The sequence below is a fragment of the Foliimonas ilicis genome (genome assembly GCF_039939195.1).
Classification (GTDB): domain Bacteria; phylum Pseudomonadota; class Alphaproteobacteria; order Rhizobiales; family Rhizobiaceae; genus Foliimonas; species Foliimonas ilicis.
Genome location: NZ_JBDUUH010000004.1, coordinates 78,708 through 96,417, shown reverse-complemented (window position 1 = coordinate 96,417; position 17,710 = coordinate 78,708). Strand labels below are relative to the sequence as shown.

14 protein-coding genes and 1 pseudogene are annotated in these 17,710 nt (G+C 59.8%); 6 read left to right on the top strand and 9 right to left on the bottom strand.

Going from position 1 to position 17,710, the window contains the following annotated elements:
- Positions 1–103 precede the first annotated feature (103 nt).
- Complete coding sequence (locus ABFT80_RS10830; protein WP_347971923.1) at positions 104–1,573, top strand: cobyric acid synthase; 1,470 nt, start codon at positions 104–106, stop codon at positions 1,571–1,573.
- Here ABFT80_RS10830 and ABFT80_RS10825 read toward each other — a convergent pair.
- Together ABFT80_RS10825 and ABFT80_RS10820 are read right to left on the bottom strand one after the other, a co-directional pair.
- A pseudogene (locus ABFT80_RS10825) lies at positions 1,570–1,833 on the bottom strand (VOC family protein); the annotation flags it as partial. The gene ABFT80_RS10830 and the pseudogene ABFT80_RS10825 overlap by 4 nt on opposite strands.
- Before the next feature lie 17 nt (positions 1,834–1,850).
- Complete coding sequence (locus tag ABFT80_RS10820; RefSeq protein ID WP_347971922.1) at positions 1,851–2,636, bottom strand: TSUP family transporter; 786 nt, start codon at positions 2,634–2,636, stop codon at positions 1,851–1,853.
- Between the two features lie 193 nt (positions 2,637–2,829).
- Here ABFT80_RS10820 and ABFT80_RS10815 point away from each other — a divergent pair, with 193 nt between their 5' ends.
- Complete coding sequence (locus tag ABFT80_RS10815) at positions 2,830–3,261, top strand: tellurite resistance TerB family protein (RefSeq protein ID WP_347971921.1); 432 nt, start codon at positions 2,830–2,832, stop codon at positions 3,259–3,261.
- Between the two features lie 203 nt (positions 3,262–3,464).
- Here the strand turns inward: ABFT80_RS10815 and ABFT80_RS10810 are convergent, their stop codons facing one another.
- From ABFT80_RS10810 to ABFT80_RS10790, 5 genes are all read right to left on the bottom strand, one after another.
- Positions 3,465–5,084, bottom strand: coding sequence for an ABC transporter ATP-binding protein (locus tag ABFT80_RS10810; RefSeq protein WP_347971920.1), 1,620 nt, complete (start codon positions 5,082–5,084; stop codon positions 3,465–3,467).
- A complete protein-coding gene (locus tag ABFT80_RS10805) occupies positions 5,081–5,944 on the bottom strand; it encodes an ABC transporter permease (protein WP_347971919.1) in 864 nt (287 codons plus the stop codon). The genes ABFT80_RS10810 and ABFT80_RS10805 overlap by 4 nt, the downstream gene beginning before the upstream one ends.
- Positions 5,941–6,888: an ABC transporter permease gene (locus tag ABFT80_RS10800; RefSeq protein ID WP_347972207.1), complete on the bottom strand. Its 948-nt coding sequence runs from the start codon at positions 6,886–6,888 to the stop codon at positions 5,941–5,943. The genes ABFT80_RS10805 and ABFT80_RS10800 overlap by 4 nt, the downstream gene beginning before the upstream one ends.
- Positions 6,889–7,129: 241 nt before the next feature.
- A complete protein-coding gene (locus tag ABFT80_RS10795) occupies positions 7,130–8,608 on the bottom strand; it encodes an ABC transporter substrate-binding protein (protein ID WP_347971918.1) in 1,479 nt (492 codons plus the stop codon).
- Positions 8,609–8,707: 99 nt separating this feature from the next.
- Positions 8,708–9,985, bottom strand: coding sequence for an acetylornithine deacetylase/succinyl-diaminopimelate desuccinylase family protein (locus ABFT80_RS10790; protein ID WP_347971917.1), 1,278 nt, complete (start codon positions 9,983–9,985; stop codon positions 8,708–8,710).
- Positions 9,986–10,169: 184 nt separating this feature from the next.
- Here ABFT80_RS10790 and ABFT80_RS10785 point away from each other — a divergent pair, with 184 nt between their 5' ends.
- The 4 genes from ABFT80_RS10785 to ABFT80_RS10770 all read left to right on the top strand — a co-directional run bounded on the left by ABFT80_RS10785 (position 10,170) and on the right by ABFT80_RS10770 (position 15,664).
- Positions 10,170–10,601, top strand: coding sequence for a L,D-transpeptidase (locus ABFT80_RS10785; protein WP_347971916.1), 432 nt, complete (start codon positions 10,170–10,172; stop codon positions 10,599–10,601).
- Between the two features lie 131 nt (positions 10,602–10,732).
- Entirely contained in the window at positions 10,733–13,576 is a 2,844-nt protein-coding gene (locus ABFT80_RS10780) for a molybdopterin oxidoreductase family protein (RefSeq protein ID WP_347971915.1), read from the top strand.
- A 211-nt stretch (positions 13,577–13,787) separates the two neighbouring features.
- Complete coding sequence (locus ABFT80_RS10775) at positions 13,788–14,552, top strand: 4Fe-4S dicluster domain-containing protein (RefSeq protein WP_347971914.1); 765 nt, start codon at positions 13,788–13,790, stop codon at positions 14,550–14,552.
- A gap of 194 nt (positions 14,553–14,746) precedes the next feature.
- Positions 14,747–15,664, top strand: coding sequence for a dimethyl sulfoxide reductase anchor subunit family protein (locus ABFT80_RS10770; protein WP_347971913.1), 918 nt, complete (start codon positions 14,747–14,749; stop codon positions 15,662–15,664).
- Here the strand turns inward: ABFT80_RS10770 and ABFT80_RS10765 are convergent.
- On the bottom strand, positions 15,658–16,605 hold the full coding sequence (locus tag ABFT80_RS10765; RefSeq protein WP_347971912.1) for a lipid A biosynthesis lauroyl acyltransferase: 948 nt from the start codon (positions 16,603–16,605) through the stop codon (positions 15,658–15,660). The genes ABFT80_RS10770 and ABFT80_RS10765 overlap by 7 nt on opposite strands.
- On the bottom strand, positions 16,602–17,630 hold the full coding sequence (locus ABFT80_RS10760) for a zinc-binding dehydrogenase (RefSeq protein WP_347971911.1): 1,029 nt from the start codon (positions 17,628–17,630) through the stop codon (positions 16,602–16,604). The genes ABFT80_RS10765 and ABFT80_RS10760 overlap by 4 nt, the downstream gene beginning before the upstream one ends.
- Between the last annotated feature and the right edge of the window lie 80 nt (positions 17,631–17,710).

Genomic DNA, 17,710 nt, shown 5'->3' with positions numbered 1-17,710 from the left:
CGCGCACGCAACCCGACCTGATGCGGAGCGGTTGTGCGAAATAGCGCTAGCGAGGATCTGGTGACTTCAATTTTCGATCATCATTTTGCTGCGGAGGCCGGGAATGGCTAAGGCGATCATGCTGCAGGGCACGGGCTCCGATGTCGGCAAGACGGTTCTGGTCGCAGGCCTTTGCCGTGTCGCTCTGCGGCGCGGGATGAAGGTTCGGCCGTTCAAGCCGCAGAACATGTCGAATAATGCGGCTGTCGCGGATATTCCGGGCGAGGCGAATGGCGGCGAGATCGGTCGCGCGCAATGGCTTCAGGCAGTGGCCTGCGGCGTGCCTGCCTCAATCCACATGAACCCGGTGTTGCTGAAACCGCAAAGCGACATCGGTTCGCAGGTCGTCGTTCAGGGCAAGGTCTATGGCGAGGCGAAAGCGCGCGACTATCAAATCCTCAAGGCCAAGCTCATGGATGCCGTGCTCGATTCCTGGCGCAAGGTCGGTGAGGACGCGGATATTGTGATCGTCGAAGGCGCTGGCTCGCCTGCCGAAATCAATCTGCGCAGCCGCGACATCGCCAATATGGGCTTCGCCACGCGGGCCGATGTGCCGGTGATACTGGTTGGAGATATCGACCGTGGCGGGGTCATCGCTTCGATCGCAGGTACGCATCTGATCCTTTCCGAAGAAGACCGGAACATGATCGCCGGCTACCTCATCAACAAATTTCGCGGCGACGTTTCGCTGTTCGATTCGGGCCTGACGGCCATCAACGGCTTTACCGGCTGGCGTTCCTTCGGCGTCGTGCCGTGGTTGCGCGCGGCAGCGTTGTTGCCGTCTGAGGATTCCGTCGTGCTGGAAAGGCTGAGCCGCGGCGAGGACCGTGCGCTGAAAGTCGCCGTGCCGATGCTTGGTCGCATCGCGAATTTCGACGATCTCGACCCACTGCGCGCCGAGCCGCAGGTCGAAATCGTGTTCGTTCCGCCGGGCAAGAGCCTGCCCAAAGACGCCGGGCTGGTGGTCATTCCCGGCTCCAAATCGACAATCGGCGATCTGCTGCGTTTTCGCGAAAACGGTTGGGATCGCGATCTGGCCGATCATAGGCGTCGCGGCGGGTATGTCGTCGGTATTTGCGGCGGCTATCAGATGCTGGGGCGAGTGGTGCGCGATCCGCAAGCCATCGAAGGCAATGTTCTGGAAGCGGAAGGGCTTGGCCTGCTCGAAATCGAAACCGTCATGGAGCCGGAAAAGACCGTGCGCAACGTCGATGCGCGCTCGACACATTTTGATGTCGCGCTTTCAGGGTATGAAATCCATCTTGGCCGCACGACCGGACCGGACACTGCGCGGCCCGCCACGATCATCAACAATACGCCCGATGGCGCCACATCCGCAGATGGCAAGGTGTTCGGCACCTATCTGCACGGCCTGTTCGGCTCGGATGCTTTCCGCGCCCGCTTTCTTGAGGGGTTGGGCGTCGAAGGCGGCGGCATCGATTATCGCGCGCAGATCGAGAATGCGCTGGACGAGATCGCAACGCATCTCGAAAAGCACCTGGACTGCGACGCGATTTTTGCGGCGGCGCGCTAGGCCGGATCGCTTGCCTTCGGCCAATAGGTGCCGAAGCACCAGATATTGTCTTCCGGGTCGCGGCAGATGAATTCGCGACTGCCATGGTCGCGATCGGTCAGTTCCTGAACGATTTTCGCGCCTTCTGCAGTCGCGCGCGCATATAGCTTGTCGGCGTCATCGACAGCGACGTAAATCGACTTGCCGCCATTCTGGCCCGGCATTCCGACGATCGATCCGTAATCGTCTTCGCGGGCCGTTCCAAGCATGATGATGGCCGACCGGGAATGATGTTCCGTTAAATGCCGATAAAGAGGCGCAGCGGGTTTGCCGGGTCCATCAGCAGGCGGATCGCAAGTGCCACGCATGTAAAGACGAGCAGTGGCTTGATGAGCTTTGAGCCGATGCGAATTGCCAGCGTCGCACCAAGCCGTGCACCGAGGAACTGCGCGATGCCCATGACGATTCCGATTTTCCAGAATATCGCGCCCGCGAAAGCGAAGATCGCGAAGCCGCCGATATTCGAGGTGAAGTTCAGGAGTTTCGTGTGTGCAGTGGCCTTGAGCACGCCATAACCTGCAAGTGTCACGTATGCCAGCATGAAGAACGAACCGGTTCCGGGGCCGAACAAGCCGTCATAAAAGCCTATCGCCGGTACGAGTGTCAGGCCGAAAACAAACGGCGTTATGCGCTGGGCGCGGTCCACATCGTTCATGTTCGGCTTGAGTGCGAAATAGAGTGCGATGGCAACGAGGATGACGGGAAGAGCGGCGCGCAATATGTCGCCCGGAAGAACCGTCGCGACAGCCGCGCCCGCGATGCCGCCGATGAAGGAGATGAAGGCAGGCCACAATTGGCGCCTTACATTCACAAGGCCTCTGGACGCATAGATGAATGTTGCGGAGCCGGAACCGAAAAGGCTTTGCAGCTTGTTTGTGCCGAGCGCGGTGACCGGCGGCAAACCGGCCAGCAGCAGGGCGGGAATTGTGATCAGGCCGCCGCCGCCTGCAATGGAATCGATCATCCCTGCGAAAAAGGCTGCGAGCGCCAGCAGCAGGACGACATCAGTGGCAAGTTCAAACATTTTGGGAGGCCGCACTTTGCGGGTGGGAAGGTGCCGCCTTCGACCACATGCAACGGTTTCGCGCAAGACGGATATTCACGCCGCTATCGCGCCCTTGCAACACTCGGCTGAGGATCGTGCGCTGCGCATAAATTTAGATATGTCTTTTCAATCGTTTCAGCTAACAATCGCAGACATGGCAGAGGACACCAGCATGGCGGCAAGCCTTATTGCGCAGATACGCTCGATCTTCGACGGCGATCCAGGCGTTCGCAAAGTTGCCGACGATCCGGTTCTTTCGGCTGAACTGCTTCTGCTTTTCCGCATGATTCTGGCGGACGGCTCGGTCGATGAAGCCGAAATGGAGGTTTTCAAGCGCATCTGCCGCGAATCCTTCGGCATTCAGGCCGAAAGCCTCGACGGGGTCATCGAGTACCTCAACGATTTTGGATACGAGACCAATGCGGCGCAGGCCATCGCGCTGTTTCAGGATCTCGACATCGACCGCCGCAGGCTCCTCGCGCAGCACATGGCCGACATCGCCAAGGCGGATCATCAACTGGCCGAGAATGAAGTGCGGCTGCTGCGCCGTACGCTCGATATGCTGGGCATCAGCCCGGTCGATGCGGTGAAGTCGTCTAGCTGATTTTCTTGTTTAAGGGCTGGCGTTCCTTCGCGCCCCCCCTCTGGCCTGCCGGCCATCTCCCCCACAGGTGGGGAGATTAGCAGTGGCCTCGACGGCTCTAATCCGTCAAAAATTGGCGAAATCATAAATGACATCTAATCTCCCCACCTGTGGGGGAGATGTCCGGCAGGACAGAGGGGGGCAACGTAGAGGGCAGCCCTCATTCACCCCTGCTCATGAAGCCGCCGCGCCATAGCACGGCTCAGGTCCGGCGCTGCGGCAACCAGCGCCTTTGCAGCATCTGACTTTGGATTATCAAGCACATCGGCGGTGCGTCCGCGCTCGACGATCCGGCCGTCATGCATCACCAGAACATCGTCGGTAATTGCGCGGGCAACGTGCAGATCATGCGTGATGAACAGATAGGCGATGCCAAGCCGCTGGTTTAGATCCGCAAACAAATCCAGCACCTGCGCGCGGATCGAAACGTCCAGCGCCGAAACCGGCTCATCTGCGACGATCAGCTTCGGGCGGTTTATCAAAGCGCGGGCAATGGAAATGCGCTGGCGCTGGCCACCTGAAAACTCATGCGGATATTTGTCCATGTCGTCTGGCGTGAGGCCAACTTCGTGCAAGGCCCTCGCGACCATATCGCGGCGCTGCGATGACGAAGGTTTTTTCTCCAGAAGATGCAGCGGCTCGGCCACCAGCCGCTCGACCTTGTGGCGCGGGTCGAAAGAGCCATAAGGGTCTTGAAAAACCACCTGCATGTTGCGGCGTGCGGGTTTCAGCGCCGCCTCGTTTCGGCCGGTCAATTCCTCACCCATGAAGCGGATGTTGCCGCCGGTCGGTTCGTCCAGCGCCAGGATCATGCGAGCGAGAGTGGATTTTCCGCAGCCGGATCGCCCGACGAGCGCTGTCGATTGGCCATGCGCCAAAGTCAGCGATACGTCATCGACGGCGCGGAATGGCTCTGGTTTTCGGAAAAACGAGACGCGCTGGCCTGGATAGTCGCGCGACAGGTTTTCGACCGAGAGGAGAGGCGTTTCGTCGGCTTTGGGGACGACGCGGCGCGACGGCACATGCATCGAGGCTTGCGCGAGCTGGCGTGTGTAGGGATGGCTCTGCTCGGAGAGTGTCTGCACCGTATTGCCGCTCTCCATCACCTCGCCGTGGCGCAGAATGGTAACGCGGTCGGCCATGTCGGCCACCACCGCCAGATCGTGCGAGATCAGCAGCAGGCCCATGCGGTTTTCAGCCACCAGATCGCGCAGAAGGTCGAGGATTTGGGCCTGCAAGACCACATCGAGCGCCGTCGTCGGTTCGTCTGCGATCAGCAGTTTCGGGTTCAGCGCGCAGGCGATGGCGATCACCACGCGTTGCCGCTGGCCGCCCGAAAGCTCATGCGGATAGCGCGAGAGCGGGAATTTGGCTTCCGGCAGCCCAACCCGGTCGAGGATTTTGCGCGCGCGGTCTTCGGCTTCGGCGCGGCTGACGCGCATGTGCAGGCGAATGCCTTCGGCGACCTGTTCGCCGATCGTCTTGACCGGGTTCAGCGCCGTCATCGGCTCCTGAAACACCATGCCGATATCATCGCCGCGCAGCGCGCACATCTGGTCTTCGGTGGCTGATAGAATGTCGATGCCGTCGAAACGAACCGTGCCGGTCGCATGTGCTGCCTGCGGTAGAAGCTGCATGATGGTCAGCGCCGTCATCGATTTTCCGGAACCGGATTCACCCACCAGCGCCATGATCTCGCCCGGCTGGATGGACAAATCCACGCCGTTCAGGATCGGCGTGCCGCCGATGTCGAGCTTCAGCCCTTCGATGTCGAGCAGGCTCATCGCTTGCGCCTCAGCTTCGGATCGAGGAGGTCACTGAGGCCGTCGCCCAGCATGTTGAGTGCAAGTACAGTCAGCACGATTGCCATGCCGGGAAACAGAGCCAGATGGGGTGCTGCCATCATGCGGGTCTGTGCATCGAACAGCATGCGGCCCCAGCTCGGCATTGGCGGCTGCGCGCCCAGCCCGACATAGGACAGGCCAGCCTCGGCCAGAATGCCCAGTGCGAACTGGATCGTGCCTTGCACCAGCAGCAGATTGGCGATGTTGGGCAATATGTGCTCGACCGTGATCAGCGCCTTGCTCTTGCCGGAGGCGCGCGCTGCCAGAATGAATTCGCGCGGCCAGATCGACAGCGCGCCAGCCCGCGCGACGCGCGCGAAGACCGGTATGTTGAAAATGCCGATGGCGATGATTGCGTTGACCGCGCCGGGGCCAAAGATCGCGGTGATCATGATGGCCGAAAGCAGAGCCGGAAACGCGAAAACCACGTCGTTGAAACGCATCAGCGCTTCGTCGATCCAGCCGCCGCGCGCCGCCGCCCAGCAGCCAAGCGGCACTCCGATGCACATACCAATACCGACCGCGACCAGCGCCACGGCGATGGAATTTCGCGCGCCAACCATGATCATGGAAAGTATATCGCGTCCGAAATGGTCGGTTCCGAACCAGTGCGACCATGATGGCGACAATTGCTTGTCAGCGATGATCAGCTTTGTGACGTCGTATGGCGTCCAGAAAAACGAGACGAGCGCCATTGCGGCGATGAGGGCTGTGACGATCAATCCGATGACGAAGGAGCGGCTTGAAAACGCGTTGCGCAGAAACGAGCGTTGCGCGGGCAGGGTGGCGTGGTCGCTCATCGCCTTGCCCTCAGGCGCGGATCGACGATGGCATAAGAGAGGTCAACCAGCAAATTGACGATGATAACGGCTGCGACCAGCAGCATGACGACGCTTTCAACGACGATCAAATCGCGCTGGGTGATCGCCTGAAACACCAGCCTTCCGAGACCCGGCAGGTAAAACACGTTTTCGATGATGATCGTGCCTGCCAGCAGGAAGGCGAATTGCAGGCCGAGGATCGTCAGGACGGGGATCATCGCGTTGCGCAGTGCGTGGCGCCACAAGACGGCGCGGCGCGGCAGACCCTTGGCACGCGCGGTGCGGATATAATCCTCGCTCAGCGCTTCCAGCATGGCCGAGCGCGTGACGCGCGCTAAGATCGCGGCTTGCGGCAGCGCCAGCGCGACAGCGGGCAGGATCAGGGCTTTCGTTGCGGGCCAGATGCCGGCGCTCCAGCCCGGAAAACCGCCTGCGGGCACAAGGCGCAACCACACTGCGAAAACATAGATCAGAAGCAGTGCAAACCAGAAATTCGGCACTGCGACCCCGAATTGCGCAGCCCCCATCGACAGCGTGTCGGCGGGCTTGCCGCGCCTTGCCGCCGAGAAAATGCCGACCGGAATCGCAATGGCCGTAGAGAGGACGAGAGCGATGATAGCCAGCGGCAGCGAAACTGCGGCGCGCTCTTTTATGAGGTCGATTACCGGCACGGAGTAGGTGTAGGAACGGCCGAAATCCAGCGTCAGCATGCCGCTTACCCAGTCGAAATAGCGAACGGGCAACGGCAGATCGAGGCCCAACTGGCTACGCAGCGCCTGAAGCGCGTCTTCCGTGGCGTTCATACCCAGCATCAGCCGCGCCGGGTCGCCGGGCAGGATTTCAAGCACGGAGAAGACGACCATCGATGCGATGACGAGGGTGATGATGCCGACGATCAGGCGCTTTGCGAGATAGGCGGTCATTAGCGGAAAGCCGCTTTTGAGCAACATAACATGAAATGCTTTTGCTCTACGTTGCCCCCCTCTGTCCTGCCGGACATCTCCCCCACAGGTGGGGAGATCAGACTGCCGCTTTGTTGATGCTCAATTGCCGACCTATACGATTGGCGAAATCGGAAATGAAAGCCAATCTCCCCACCTGTGGGGGAGATGTCCGGCAGGACAAAGGGGGGCAACGTCGAGCGCATGCTTTGCAGCCGCTTTCTCAATCCACCCATTTCACCTTGGTCAGATCATTCGCCTGAATGGGCGCATTCTCCCACATGCCTTCAAGCTTGGCGTCCCAGACGCCGACTTTCGGGAGTTCGTAGAGGAACCCGGCGACCGCATCGTCGGCCAGTATCTTTTGCGCCTGGCCGTAGAGTTCCTTGCGCTTGGCCTCGTCGGAGGTGAGGTTCAATTCTTCTATGACCTTGTCGAAGGCGGGGTTGTCGTAATTGAAGTAGTAGTCCTTGCGCGCGTAGATATCGATGTCGTTCGGCTCGGTATGCGAGACGATGGACATGTCGTAGTCCTTGTTTGTGAAGACCTGGCTTAGCCATTCGGCCCATTCGACTGGAATGATCTGCACATCGATACCGACTTCGCGCAGTTGCGAGGCGATGATCTCGCCGCCGAGCCGCGCATAGGAGGGCGGCGGCAGCTTGAGCGTTGCGGAGAAGCCGTTTTCCAGCCCTGCTTCCTTCAAAAGTTCCTTCGCCCGCTCGACGTCGTGCGGGTAGGTTCCGGTCAAATCCACATAGGCGGGATTGTGCGGGGCGAAATGCGAGCCGATGGGAACGCCGAGCCCAGCGGACGCGCCATCGATGATTGCCTGACGGTCGAGCGCGTAGGAAACCGCTTGCCGTACCTTGAGATTGTCGAAGGGCGCCTTCTTGTTGTTCATCGAGAGGATCGTTTCGCCCTCGGTCGAGCCGACGACGATTTTGAAGCGGGGGTCGCCCTGTATCTGCTCGACGCCTTCCGGCTGGAAGAAAGGAAATGCCTGCACATCGCCGGAAAGCAGTGCCGGAATTGCGGCCGCCGCATCCGGCACGATACGGAATTCCGCTTTTTCGAGGAACGCTGCTTCGCCCCAGTAATCAGGATTTTTGGTGAGCGTGATCGACGAACCCTTGGCCCAGTTCTGGAAGGCGAAAGGGCCGGTGCCGATCGGCTTTTCCTTGTTGGTATCTGCCGATTCCGGTGCGACTATAACGGCATCGCCCCAGCCAAGATTATAAAGGAACGAGCCGAAGGGTCGTTTCAGCGTGATTTTCACGGTCGCCGGATCGACCACTTCGACGGTGTCGATTGGCTCGAAGAGTCCCTTCTGCGCATTCACAGAGTTCTCTGCACGGGCGCGATCCAGCGAGAATTTCACGTCTTCCGCGTCGAAAGCGCTGCCATCGTGGAATTTCACGCCCGTACGCAGCTTGAATGTGTAAATCTTGCCGTCTTCGGAAATCTCCCAGCTTTCGGCAAGGGCGGGCAGAACCTCGCCCTTTGGCCCGATGCGGGTCAGCCCTTCGAAGACGTTCGCATAAAGCACTTCGTCGATTGCGGCGGCGGCCCCTGCCGTGGGGTCGAGATGCGGAGGCTCCAGTGGAACACCGAGAATGAGATCGGTTCTTGCCGCAAGGGCTGCACTGCCTGAAATCAGCGCAAACGCGGTCGCGGCCAGAGCGATTTTCATAAAGTTCATCTGGTAGAGCTCCCGTTACCTCTGAATTTGCCGGATAGAAGCGCGATTTGGCGCATGAGTAAATCGGCTTTGTCGCCTCTGCACAGATGGACGCGCGTTTCAGCCATTGTCGCCGCGCAGCAATATGTCGAGGCCTATGGCCATGACCTTGGCGGATTCGACCATGTCGGTAATGCCTACCCATTCGTCCGGCCTGTGCGCGAGGTCGAGGATTCCGGGACCGTAAGCGATGCAATCGAACAGATGGCCGATGCGCGCGACGTGTTTTTGGTCGTAAGTGCCGGGGGAGATGACATATTCCGGCTCGCGGTCGAAAATCTCGCGAATACCCTTGGCGACCGCCGTGACCACCGGCGCATCGCGTTCGGTCATGTTGGGCTGCACTTCCATGATGTCGCGAATGTCGTAGTCGAATTTCGGGCGGTCCCGTTTCAGCCGGTCGAGGATCGACGTGACTTCGCCTTTCACGTCCTCGATCTTTTCTTCCAGCAGAAAGCGCCGGTCTATCGTTAACTGGCATCTGTCGGGCACGTTGGGCGAGGGCAGGCCCGGCCGGAAATCGTCGGTCTGGCCGCCATGGATCGAATTGATGTTCATGGTCGAACGGCGCGCGCCTTCGGGCACGACTGGCATTCTCGTCTGCTTCTTGTCCAAGGCCGGGAAAAGCTCGTCTTCGAAAGCCTGCAGCACGGCGCCCATGTGGCGCACGGCGCAATCACCGAGAAACGGCATCGAGCCATGCGCAATCTCGCCCTTGGTTTCGATTTCGGCCCACCAGACGCCGCGATGGCCGAGGCAGATGCGGTCCTTGTTCAGCGGTTCGGGAATGATGACATGATCGACGCGCGGCTTCGAGAAATAGCCCTTTCCAGCAAGATAGGCGACGCCACCGAACCCGCCGGATTCCTCGTCTACCGTCCCGGAAATCTCGATTGCGCCGGGAAAGTCCCGATAGGTATCGATGAAGGCTTTCGCCGCGATGATCGATGCGGCAAGGCCGCCCTTCATATCGCAAGCGCCGCGCCCATAGATCCTTCCGTCTTTTATGACGCCTGCGAAGGGATCAACGGTCCAGCCGTTGCCTGCCTCGACCACGTCGATATGCGAGTTGAAATGAACGGTCTTGCCGGGTGATGCGCCTTCGAAGCGCGCTACGACATTGGTGCGCGGATAGCGATCCGTATCGCCGGGCGTTCCTTCTGCGCGAATCAATTCAACGGCAAAGCCGCGTTTCTTCAACCGGCTCGCGATGTATTCGGCGCAGGGGCGATAGGCTTCGCCGGGCGGATTTACTGTCGGAAACCGGATCAGATCGACCGTCAGGGCGACCAGTTCGTCAACTCGCGCGTCGATCGTTTCTTTGAGCTTCTCATTCATGGCTCGAATTGAGCAGGGGAATGCCGCATCTGGCAAGTCCGAACTGCTTTGCAATCGATGCGGGAAATCGTTCCAATTCGAACGATCTCATTGGGGAAATTCTTAAATTATTGGTGGGATGATCATCATTCCCTCTGTTGAAAGAGGGTTGTTCTTTGCGATGTCAGAAAAGAGGGCTGATCGCATGAAGAAAATAATTCTCGTTATGGTTGCATTCGCTTCGCTGTTTCTTGGCGCTTCTTCGAGTGGCTTTGCCGCAAGTCTTGTCGCGCGTGTCGATCTTGCAAGCCAGACCATGACTGTGGCGCGGCACGGCAAGGTGATCCACACATGGCGTGTTTCGACGGCGCGCAAGGGCTTTGTCACGCCGCGCGGAAGCTGGCGGCCGACGCGCATGCACAAGATGTGGTATTCGCGCAAATACGACATGTCGCCCATGCCTTACGCCGTGTTCTACCATGGCGGTTATGCGGTTCATGGCACGAGCGCGGTGAGGCGTCTGGGCAGCCCCGCATCGCATGGCTGTGTGCGTCTCGACACTGCCAATGCGGCGAAATTCTACAATCTTGTCCGCAAGGTAGGGCCGGGCAATACGCGTATCGTCGTCACAAACTAAACTTTAGCCATGCGGGGAATGAACTTCCGATGTGGCTGTAATTAATAGATAAATTTTGCTGTAAAAGCATCCGAAAAGGCATTTCCTTTCGGATGCCGGTTCTGTACCACTTGGCGTATGGAGCCACGTCAATGAAGCCCGACCCGCAGCTCGATTTGTCGAAGCCAGTCGGAGACGAAATCCGAAAGACGACTTGCTATATGTGCGCATGCCGTTGCGGCATCGATGTGCATATCAAGGACGGCAAGATCCGCTACATAGAGGGCAACCGCGACCATCCGGTCAATCGCGGGGTGCTGTGCGCCAAGGGCTCGGCCGGCATCATGCAGCATTATGCGCCTGCAAGGCTGCGCGCGCCGCTGAAGCGCGTCGGTCCGCGCGGCTCCGGCGAGTTCAAGGAAATCTCCTGGGACGAGGCGCTGGAAACGGCAACGGAATGGCTTGGTACGGTGCGCCAGTCCGACCCCAAGAAACTCGCCTTTTTCACCGGGCGCGACCAGTCGCAATCCCTGACGGGCTTCTGGGCGCAGCAGTTTGGCACGCCGAACTATGCCGCGCATGGCGGCTTCTGCTCGGTCAACATGGCGGCTGCCGGTATCATGACGATCGGCGGCGCGTTCTGGGAATTCGGCGCGCCGGATTGGGAGCGCACAAAGCTTTTCGTGATGTTCGGCGTGGCGGAAGACCACGATTCCAACCCGCTCAAAATGGGCATCGCCAAGCTCAAGAAAAACGGTGCGCGCTTCGTTTCGGTCAATCCAGTTCGTACCGGCTATTCGGCGGTCGCCGACAATTGGATCGGCATTCGCCCCGGCACGGATGGTCTGTTAATCCTCGCCGTCGTTCATGAATTGCTGAAGGCGCGCAAGATCGACGTCGATTATCTCGTTCGCTATTCCAACGCGACGTGGCTGGTGATCGACGCGCCCGGCACTTCCGAGCATGGCCTGTTCGCGCGCAATAAAGACGGCACACCACTGGTGTTCGAAAGCGTCACGGAGCACGCCGTACCACTTGGCACGAAGGGTGCCAGAGCCGCCCTTTCCGGGCGCGTTCAGCTTGAGGATGGGCGCTTTTGCGTGCCTTCCTTCCAGCTTTTGGCCGAAAAATACCTCGATCCGCGCTATTCGCCTGAAAATGTGGCCACAGAAACCGGAATTTCAGCCGAGACGATCCGTGGTTTGGCCGCCGAGATTGCGCGCGTTGCCTTTGACGAGGAAATCTTCCTCGACCAGCCATGGACGGACATGAACGGCCAGAAACATCAGGGTTTCGTCGGGCGTCCGGTTTCCTTCCATGCCATGCGCGGGCTTTCGGCGCATTCGAATGGCTTCCAGACGACGCGCGCGCTGCATATGCTTCAGGTGCTGATCGGCGCGGTCGATTGCCCCGGCGGCTTTCGCTATGAGCCGCCTTACCCAAAGCCTTTTCAGTCGCATCCCAAACCGCATGGCAAGGCCGAGCATTTCGGCTCTAATCAGCCGCTTTCCGGCCCGCATCTGGGCTTTCCGCGCGGGCCTGAAGATTTGCTGGTGGATGAGGACGGCAAGCCGACCCGCATCGACAAAGCTTTCTCATGGGACGCGCCGTTTTCCGCCCACGGGCTGATGCATATGGTGATCCCGAACGCCTATGCGGGCGATCCATATCCGGTCGATGTGATGTTCCTCTACATGGCCAACATGGCGTGGAACTCGTCGATGAATACGGCGGGCGTCATCAAGATGCTTGAGGACAAGGACCCGGAAACCGGCGAATACCGCATCCCGAAAATCATTTATTCGGATGCCTATGCCTCCGAAATGGTCGCCTATGCGGATCTGATCCTGCCCGACACGACCTATCTGGAGCGGCACGATTGCATTTCGTTGCTCGACCGGCCGATTTCGGAGCCGGACGCGGTTCAGGACGCGATCCGCTGGCCGGTGGTCGAGCCTGACCGCGATGTGCGCGGCTTCCAGACCGTGCTGATCGATCTCGGCGCGCGTCTCGGCCTGCCGGGCTTTGTCGATAGCCGGAAAAAGCCGCTCTACAAGGATTACGCGGATTATATCGTCAACCATGAGCGGCGGCCGGGCATCGGCCCGCTGGCCGGTTTCCGTGGACCGAATGGCGACCGCGCGGGGAGGGGCGCTGCCAATCCCGACCAGCTCAAGCGCTATATCGAAAACGGGTCGTTCTTTTCGGCACATATTCCGCTGGAAGCGCAGTTCATGAAGCATGCCAACCGCGCCTATCAGAATTTCGCGGTTCGCATGGGCTTTTTCGATACGCCACAGCCGGTGACGTTCGAGCTCTATCAGGAGGCGTTGCAGAAATTCCGACTCTCGGCGGAAGGTTTGCGCGAGCCGTTTGCGCCCAGAACCCATTGCAAGCGTATTCTCGAAACCTTCGATCCGCTGCCGCTCTGGTACCGCCCGTTCGAAGAGGCGATGGTGGACCGGACCGAATATCCACTTCACGCGATCACGCAGCGCCCGGCCGCGATGTACCATTCATGGGGGTCGATGAATGCCTGGCTGCGGCAAATCCATACCAAAAACCCGCTCTATGTGCCGGGTCCGATCTGCGACCAGCATGATCTGAAGGACGGCGATTGGGTGTGGGTGATCTCGCATCATGGCCGCATCAAGGTCGAAATTGCGCGCACCGAGGCCGCGAACATGCATACGCTGTGGACATGGAACGCCATCGGCAAACGATCGGGAAGCTGGGCGCTTGACCGCGACGCGCCGGAAGCAAAAAAAGGCTTCCTCATGAATCATCTCATCAACGAACTTCTGCCGCCCAAGGGCGACGGCATGCGCTGGTCGAATTCCGACCCGATAACCGGGCAGGCGGCGTGGTACGATCTGCGCGTGCGCATCGAGAAGGCCGAGCCGGGCGAATTCAGCCAGCCGTATTTTCCGCCGGTTTCGGAGCCGGTTGCGGAGCGTCCGGAAGAGCTTCGCTACGGGCAGGAGTGGAGCAAGTGAGAGGTTTTGATCTAACCCGTCAAGCACCCCCACTCCGGTCCTTCGGACCACCTCTCCCCCTGTTTGGGGGAGAGGAAACCAAGCTGGATAAGCGTTTGCATCGCGGCAGCCCTTTCCTCTCCCCCAGGCAGGGGGAGAGGTGGTCCGAAGGACCGGAGTGGGGGTGCTTTGAGGCGTTTCCTCGAGAACCAGACGCAAGAGGGATGCGCCAATGACCTCCCTCCCATCGCTTCCCACGCCCAAAAAGCTCGGACTGGTCATCGATCTCGATGTCTGCGTCGGCTGCCATGCCTGCGTGGTCAATTGCAAGGAATGGAATACCGGCGGCTACGGCTCGTCGCTGTCGGATCAAGACCCTTATGGGGCAGATGTTTCCGGTGCATGGCTGAACCGCGTCCACACATTCGAGGTCATGCCGGAAGGCGGGGAGATCGTTGGCGAGGCGGGTGATGCGCGCATCGTGCATTTTCCGAAATCCTGCCTGCATTGCGAAGACGCGCCATGCGTCACCGTTTGCCCGACCGGCGCTTCCTACAAGCGATCTTCGGACGGCATCGTGCTTGTCGACGAAGACAAATGCATAGGCTGCGGGTTATGCGCATGGGCTTGTCCATACGGCGCGCGCGAGATGGACTTGGCCGCTGGCGTAATGAAGAAGTGCACACTTTGCATCGACCGTATCTACAATGAGACGCTGAAGGAAATCGACCGCGAGCCAGCCTGCGTTCGCACATGCCCCGCAAATGCGCGCCACTTCGGCGATTTTGCCGATCCGGGTTCGAATGTATCGATCATGGTCGCAGAGCGCGGCGGCATGGATCTAATGCCGGAGCAGGGCACCCGCCCGGTGAACAAATATCTGCCGCCACGCCCGCGCCATTCACTGGCGGACAATGCTTCGCGGCTGCAGGCCGAAAACACGGAAGGCGCCAGCGGGTTTTTTGCCTGGCTGGATGGGATGTTGGACCGGATTTGATGGTTGCGCTCTACGTTGCCCCCCTCTGTCCTGCCGGACATCTCCCCCACAGGTGGGGAGATCAGCTAATCTCCAGAGTTGAAACTGCCAATCTCCCTCCTTGTGGGGGAGATGTCCGGCAGGACAGAGGGGGGCAACGTAGAGCGCAACCTTTTTCAATTGCTGCTATCTCGCCCCTCACGGACGTCCACTAAATGCACCCCGCCTTCTCCATCATCGTTTTCACGGCGCTTTCCGGCCTTGGCTACGGCCTCGCAGCCATGCTCGGCCTCGGCCTGCTCGACCCGTCGGCTATCTCCACCAAGATTGCGCATGTCCTTGCACTGGCGCTGGTTGCTGGCGGGTTGACGTCTTCGCTTCTGCATCTGGGAAATCCGAAACGCGCATGGCGGGCTTTGTCGCAATGGCGTACGAGCTGGCTTTCGCGGGAAGGCGTGATGGCGATCCTGACATTCGTGCCTTTGCTGGCATCAGCCTGGGCTGCGATTTTCGACGACCGGTATCTGGTCGTGTTCGGCCTATTCGGCGCAGTGCTTTGCGGCGTGACGGTTTACTGTACGGCGATGATTTACGCCTCGCTGCGCTCAGTCGGTGCGTGGAACACAAAGCTTACGCCGATTTGTTATCTGCTGTTTTCAGGCGCGGGCGGGGCGGTTCTTGCGAGTTTCTTTGCGCTTGCGGGCGGCGGCTGGCCACTGCCGCCGCTGATTCTGGCATTGATTTTTCTTGGGAGTGCGTGGTTCGCCAAGGTGAAGTGGCGCGAGCACATGTCAAATCTTGTCCCGCTTTCGACCCCGGAAAGCGCGACTGGTCTTGGCAACATTGGCAAAGTCCGGCTGCTGGAACGCCCGCATATCAACGAGAATTATCTGACCAACGAGATGGGCTTCAAGATCGCGCGCAAGCATGCGGTGAAGCTATGGCGCATCGCGATTGCGCTTGGCGGCGTGGTGCCTGCGATCATTCTGGCTGCGCTGCTGATATTCGGCGCACAGGGCTGGGTTTCCGGCCTGTTCGCCGCGCTCGCGGTGCTTTGCCATCTGGCGGGAATGATGGTCGAGCGCTGGCTTTTCTTCGCAGAAGCCCGCCATGCGGTGATGAATTATTACTGATTGCGGCGCGCGCGGCGGCCCTTGCTCAAGCTCCAGCGCTTGTGGAACCACATCCACTGGCCGGGGTCTTCGCGTACCCAACGCTCGACAACGTCGTTCAAAAGCTGTGCGGTCGGATAGACGCTGACTGAGCCGTCCGGGTCGCGGGGCAGATCAAGCTTGTCCTCGATTTCCAGCCGGTAGCGATTGCCCGGAAGCCGGATGCAGCGGGCCGGATAAACATCGCAATCATATTGCCGTACGAGTTTCGGCAGCAGCGGGCTGGTTTCGCAGGGACGGCCAAAGAAGGTGGTGCGCAGGCCGTTCATGAATTTCTGATCGACCAGAACGCCGATATTGCCTCCACGCTCCAGAATGCGTGCCAGCGTCAAAGCCGCGCCGTTTTTCGACGCGAGAAGCCCGCCCATCTTGGTCTCGCGGGTCGAGAGAATGTAATCCGCGATGAAGCGGTTGTTCGGCGGGCGGAACATGGAGGTGACTTCCATGCCGTAGGTCGCGCCTGCGATCGGCAGAAGCTCGAAATTTCCGAGATGGCCGGTGAAGATGATGTGCGGCTTCTGCTCGCCTGCGATCTTCACAAAATGCTCGATGCCGCTGACCTCGATGCGACCGGGCGTCGTCGCTTCCGGGTCGTAGTCGAAGATCGTGTCCAGAAAGATGTACTCGGCGGCAAGCCGGGCCATATTGCCCCACATGTCCGACGCTATCGTCTGGATTTCGGCTTCGCTCTTTTCAGGGTAAGCCTTGCGCAGATTGTCGAGCGCGACGCGGTTACGGCCGACCATCGGTCCGATGCGCCGCGCGGTGCGATCGGCAAAATTAAGCGCCTTGTCCGGCGGCAGAAGGCGCAGCACGGCAAGAATGGAGAGCGCGACCTGCGCGATCAGCCAGTCTTTCGCCGTGTTGAGTTTTACGGCGTATTTTGTGACAAAGCGCTTCAATTTACGCGCAGGATGATCTTGCCGAAGACGTCGCGGCCTTCCATGCGCTTCAAGGCAGCGTCGATGGAATTGAAGTCGACTTCGGTATCGATGACCGGCTTGACGATGCCTGCAGCCATTTTCTGCATGGCGTTTGCCATGTTTTCCATGCGGCACCCGAACGAGCCGAGCAGTTTGAGTTGCTGCTGAAAGAGCATCATCAGGTTCATTTCGGTCGAGACGCCGGAGGTCGAGCCGCATGTGACGAGGCGGCCGCCGCGCTTCAGGCTGAACATGGAACCCGCCCATGTGTCCTTGCCGACATGTTCGAAAACGACGTCGACGCCTTTCTTCTTGGTCAGTTTGCGCACCACGCCTTCGAAGCGGTCTTCGCGGTAGTTGATGACGTGATCGGCGCCAAGCGCCTTGGCCTTTTCGATCTTGTCGTCCGAGCCGACCGTCGTGATGACCGTACAGCCCATGCGCTTTGCAAGCTGAATCGCTGCGGTGCCGATGCCCGATCCGCCAGCTTGGATGAGGATCGTTTCGCCGGGCTGAAGTTTCGCATTGTCGAACAGCATGTGCTCGACCGTACCGAAGGTAACGGGCGCCACTGCTGCGCCAATATCATCGACGCCGGGAGGGGCAGGCACGAGAAGGCGGGCGGGCAGATTGATCTTTTCCTGCGCGAAGCCGTCCAGATGGAAGCCATGCACGCCAGAAACATGCTCGCAGAGATTATCGCGGCCTTCGCGGCAGGGGCGGCAAATGCTGCAGGTGCGCGCGCCGTAGATCGAGACGAGCTGCCCCGGCTGAAGGTTCGATACGCCCTGACCGACTGATTCCACTTCGCCGGATGCTTCCGCGCCGATAACAAGCGGCATCTTGCGCTTGGCAAAAGCCATGCCGCGCCAGCCCCAGACGTCGATATGGTTGAGCGCGACCGCCTTGATGCGCAGCGTTACTTCGCCGAGGCCCGGTGGCGGCGGGGGCGGAAGATCGACGGTTTCGAGTTTGCGATCTTCGATGAGTTGCAATGCGCGCATATTATCTCGCTGGCTTTAACTGGTTGGTGCGTCCTTCGAGGCTCCCCTTCGACAGGCTCAGGATCGCACCTCAGGATGAG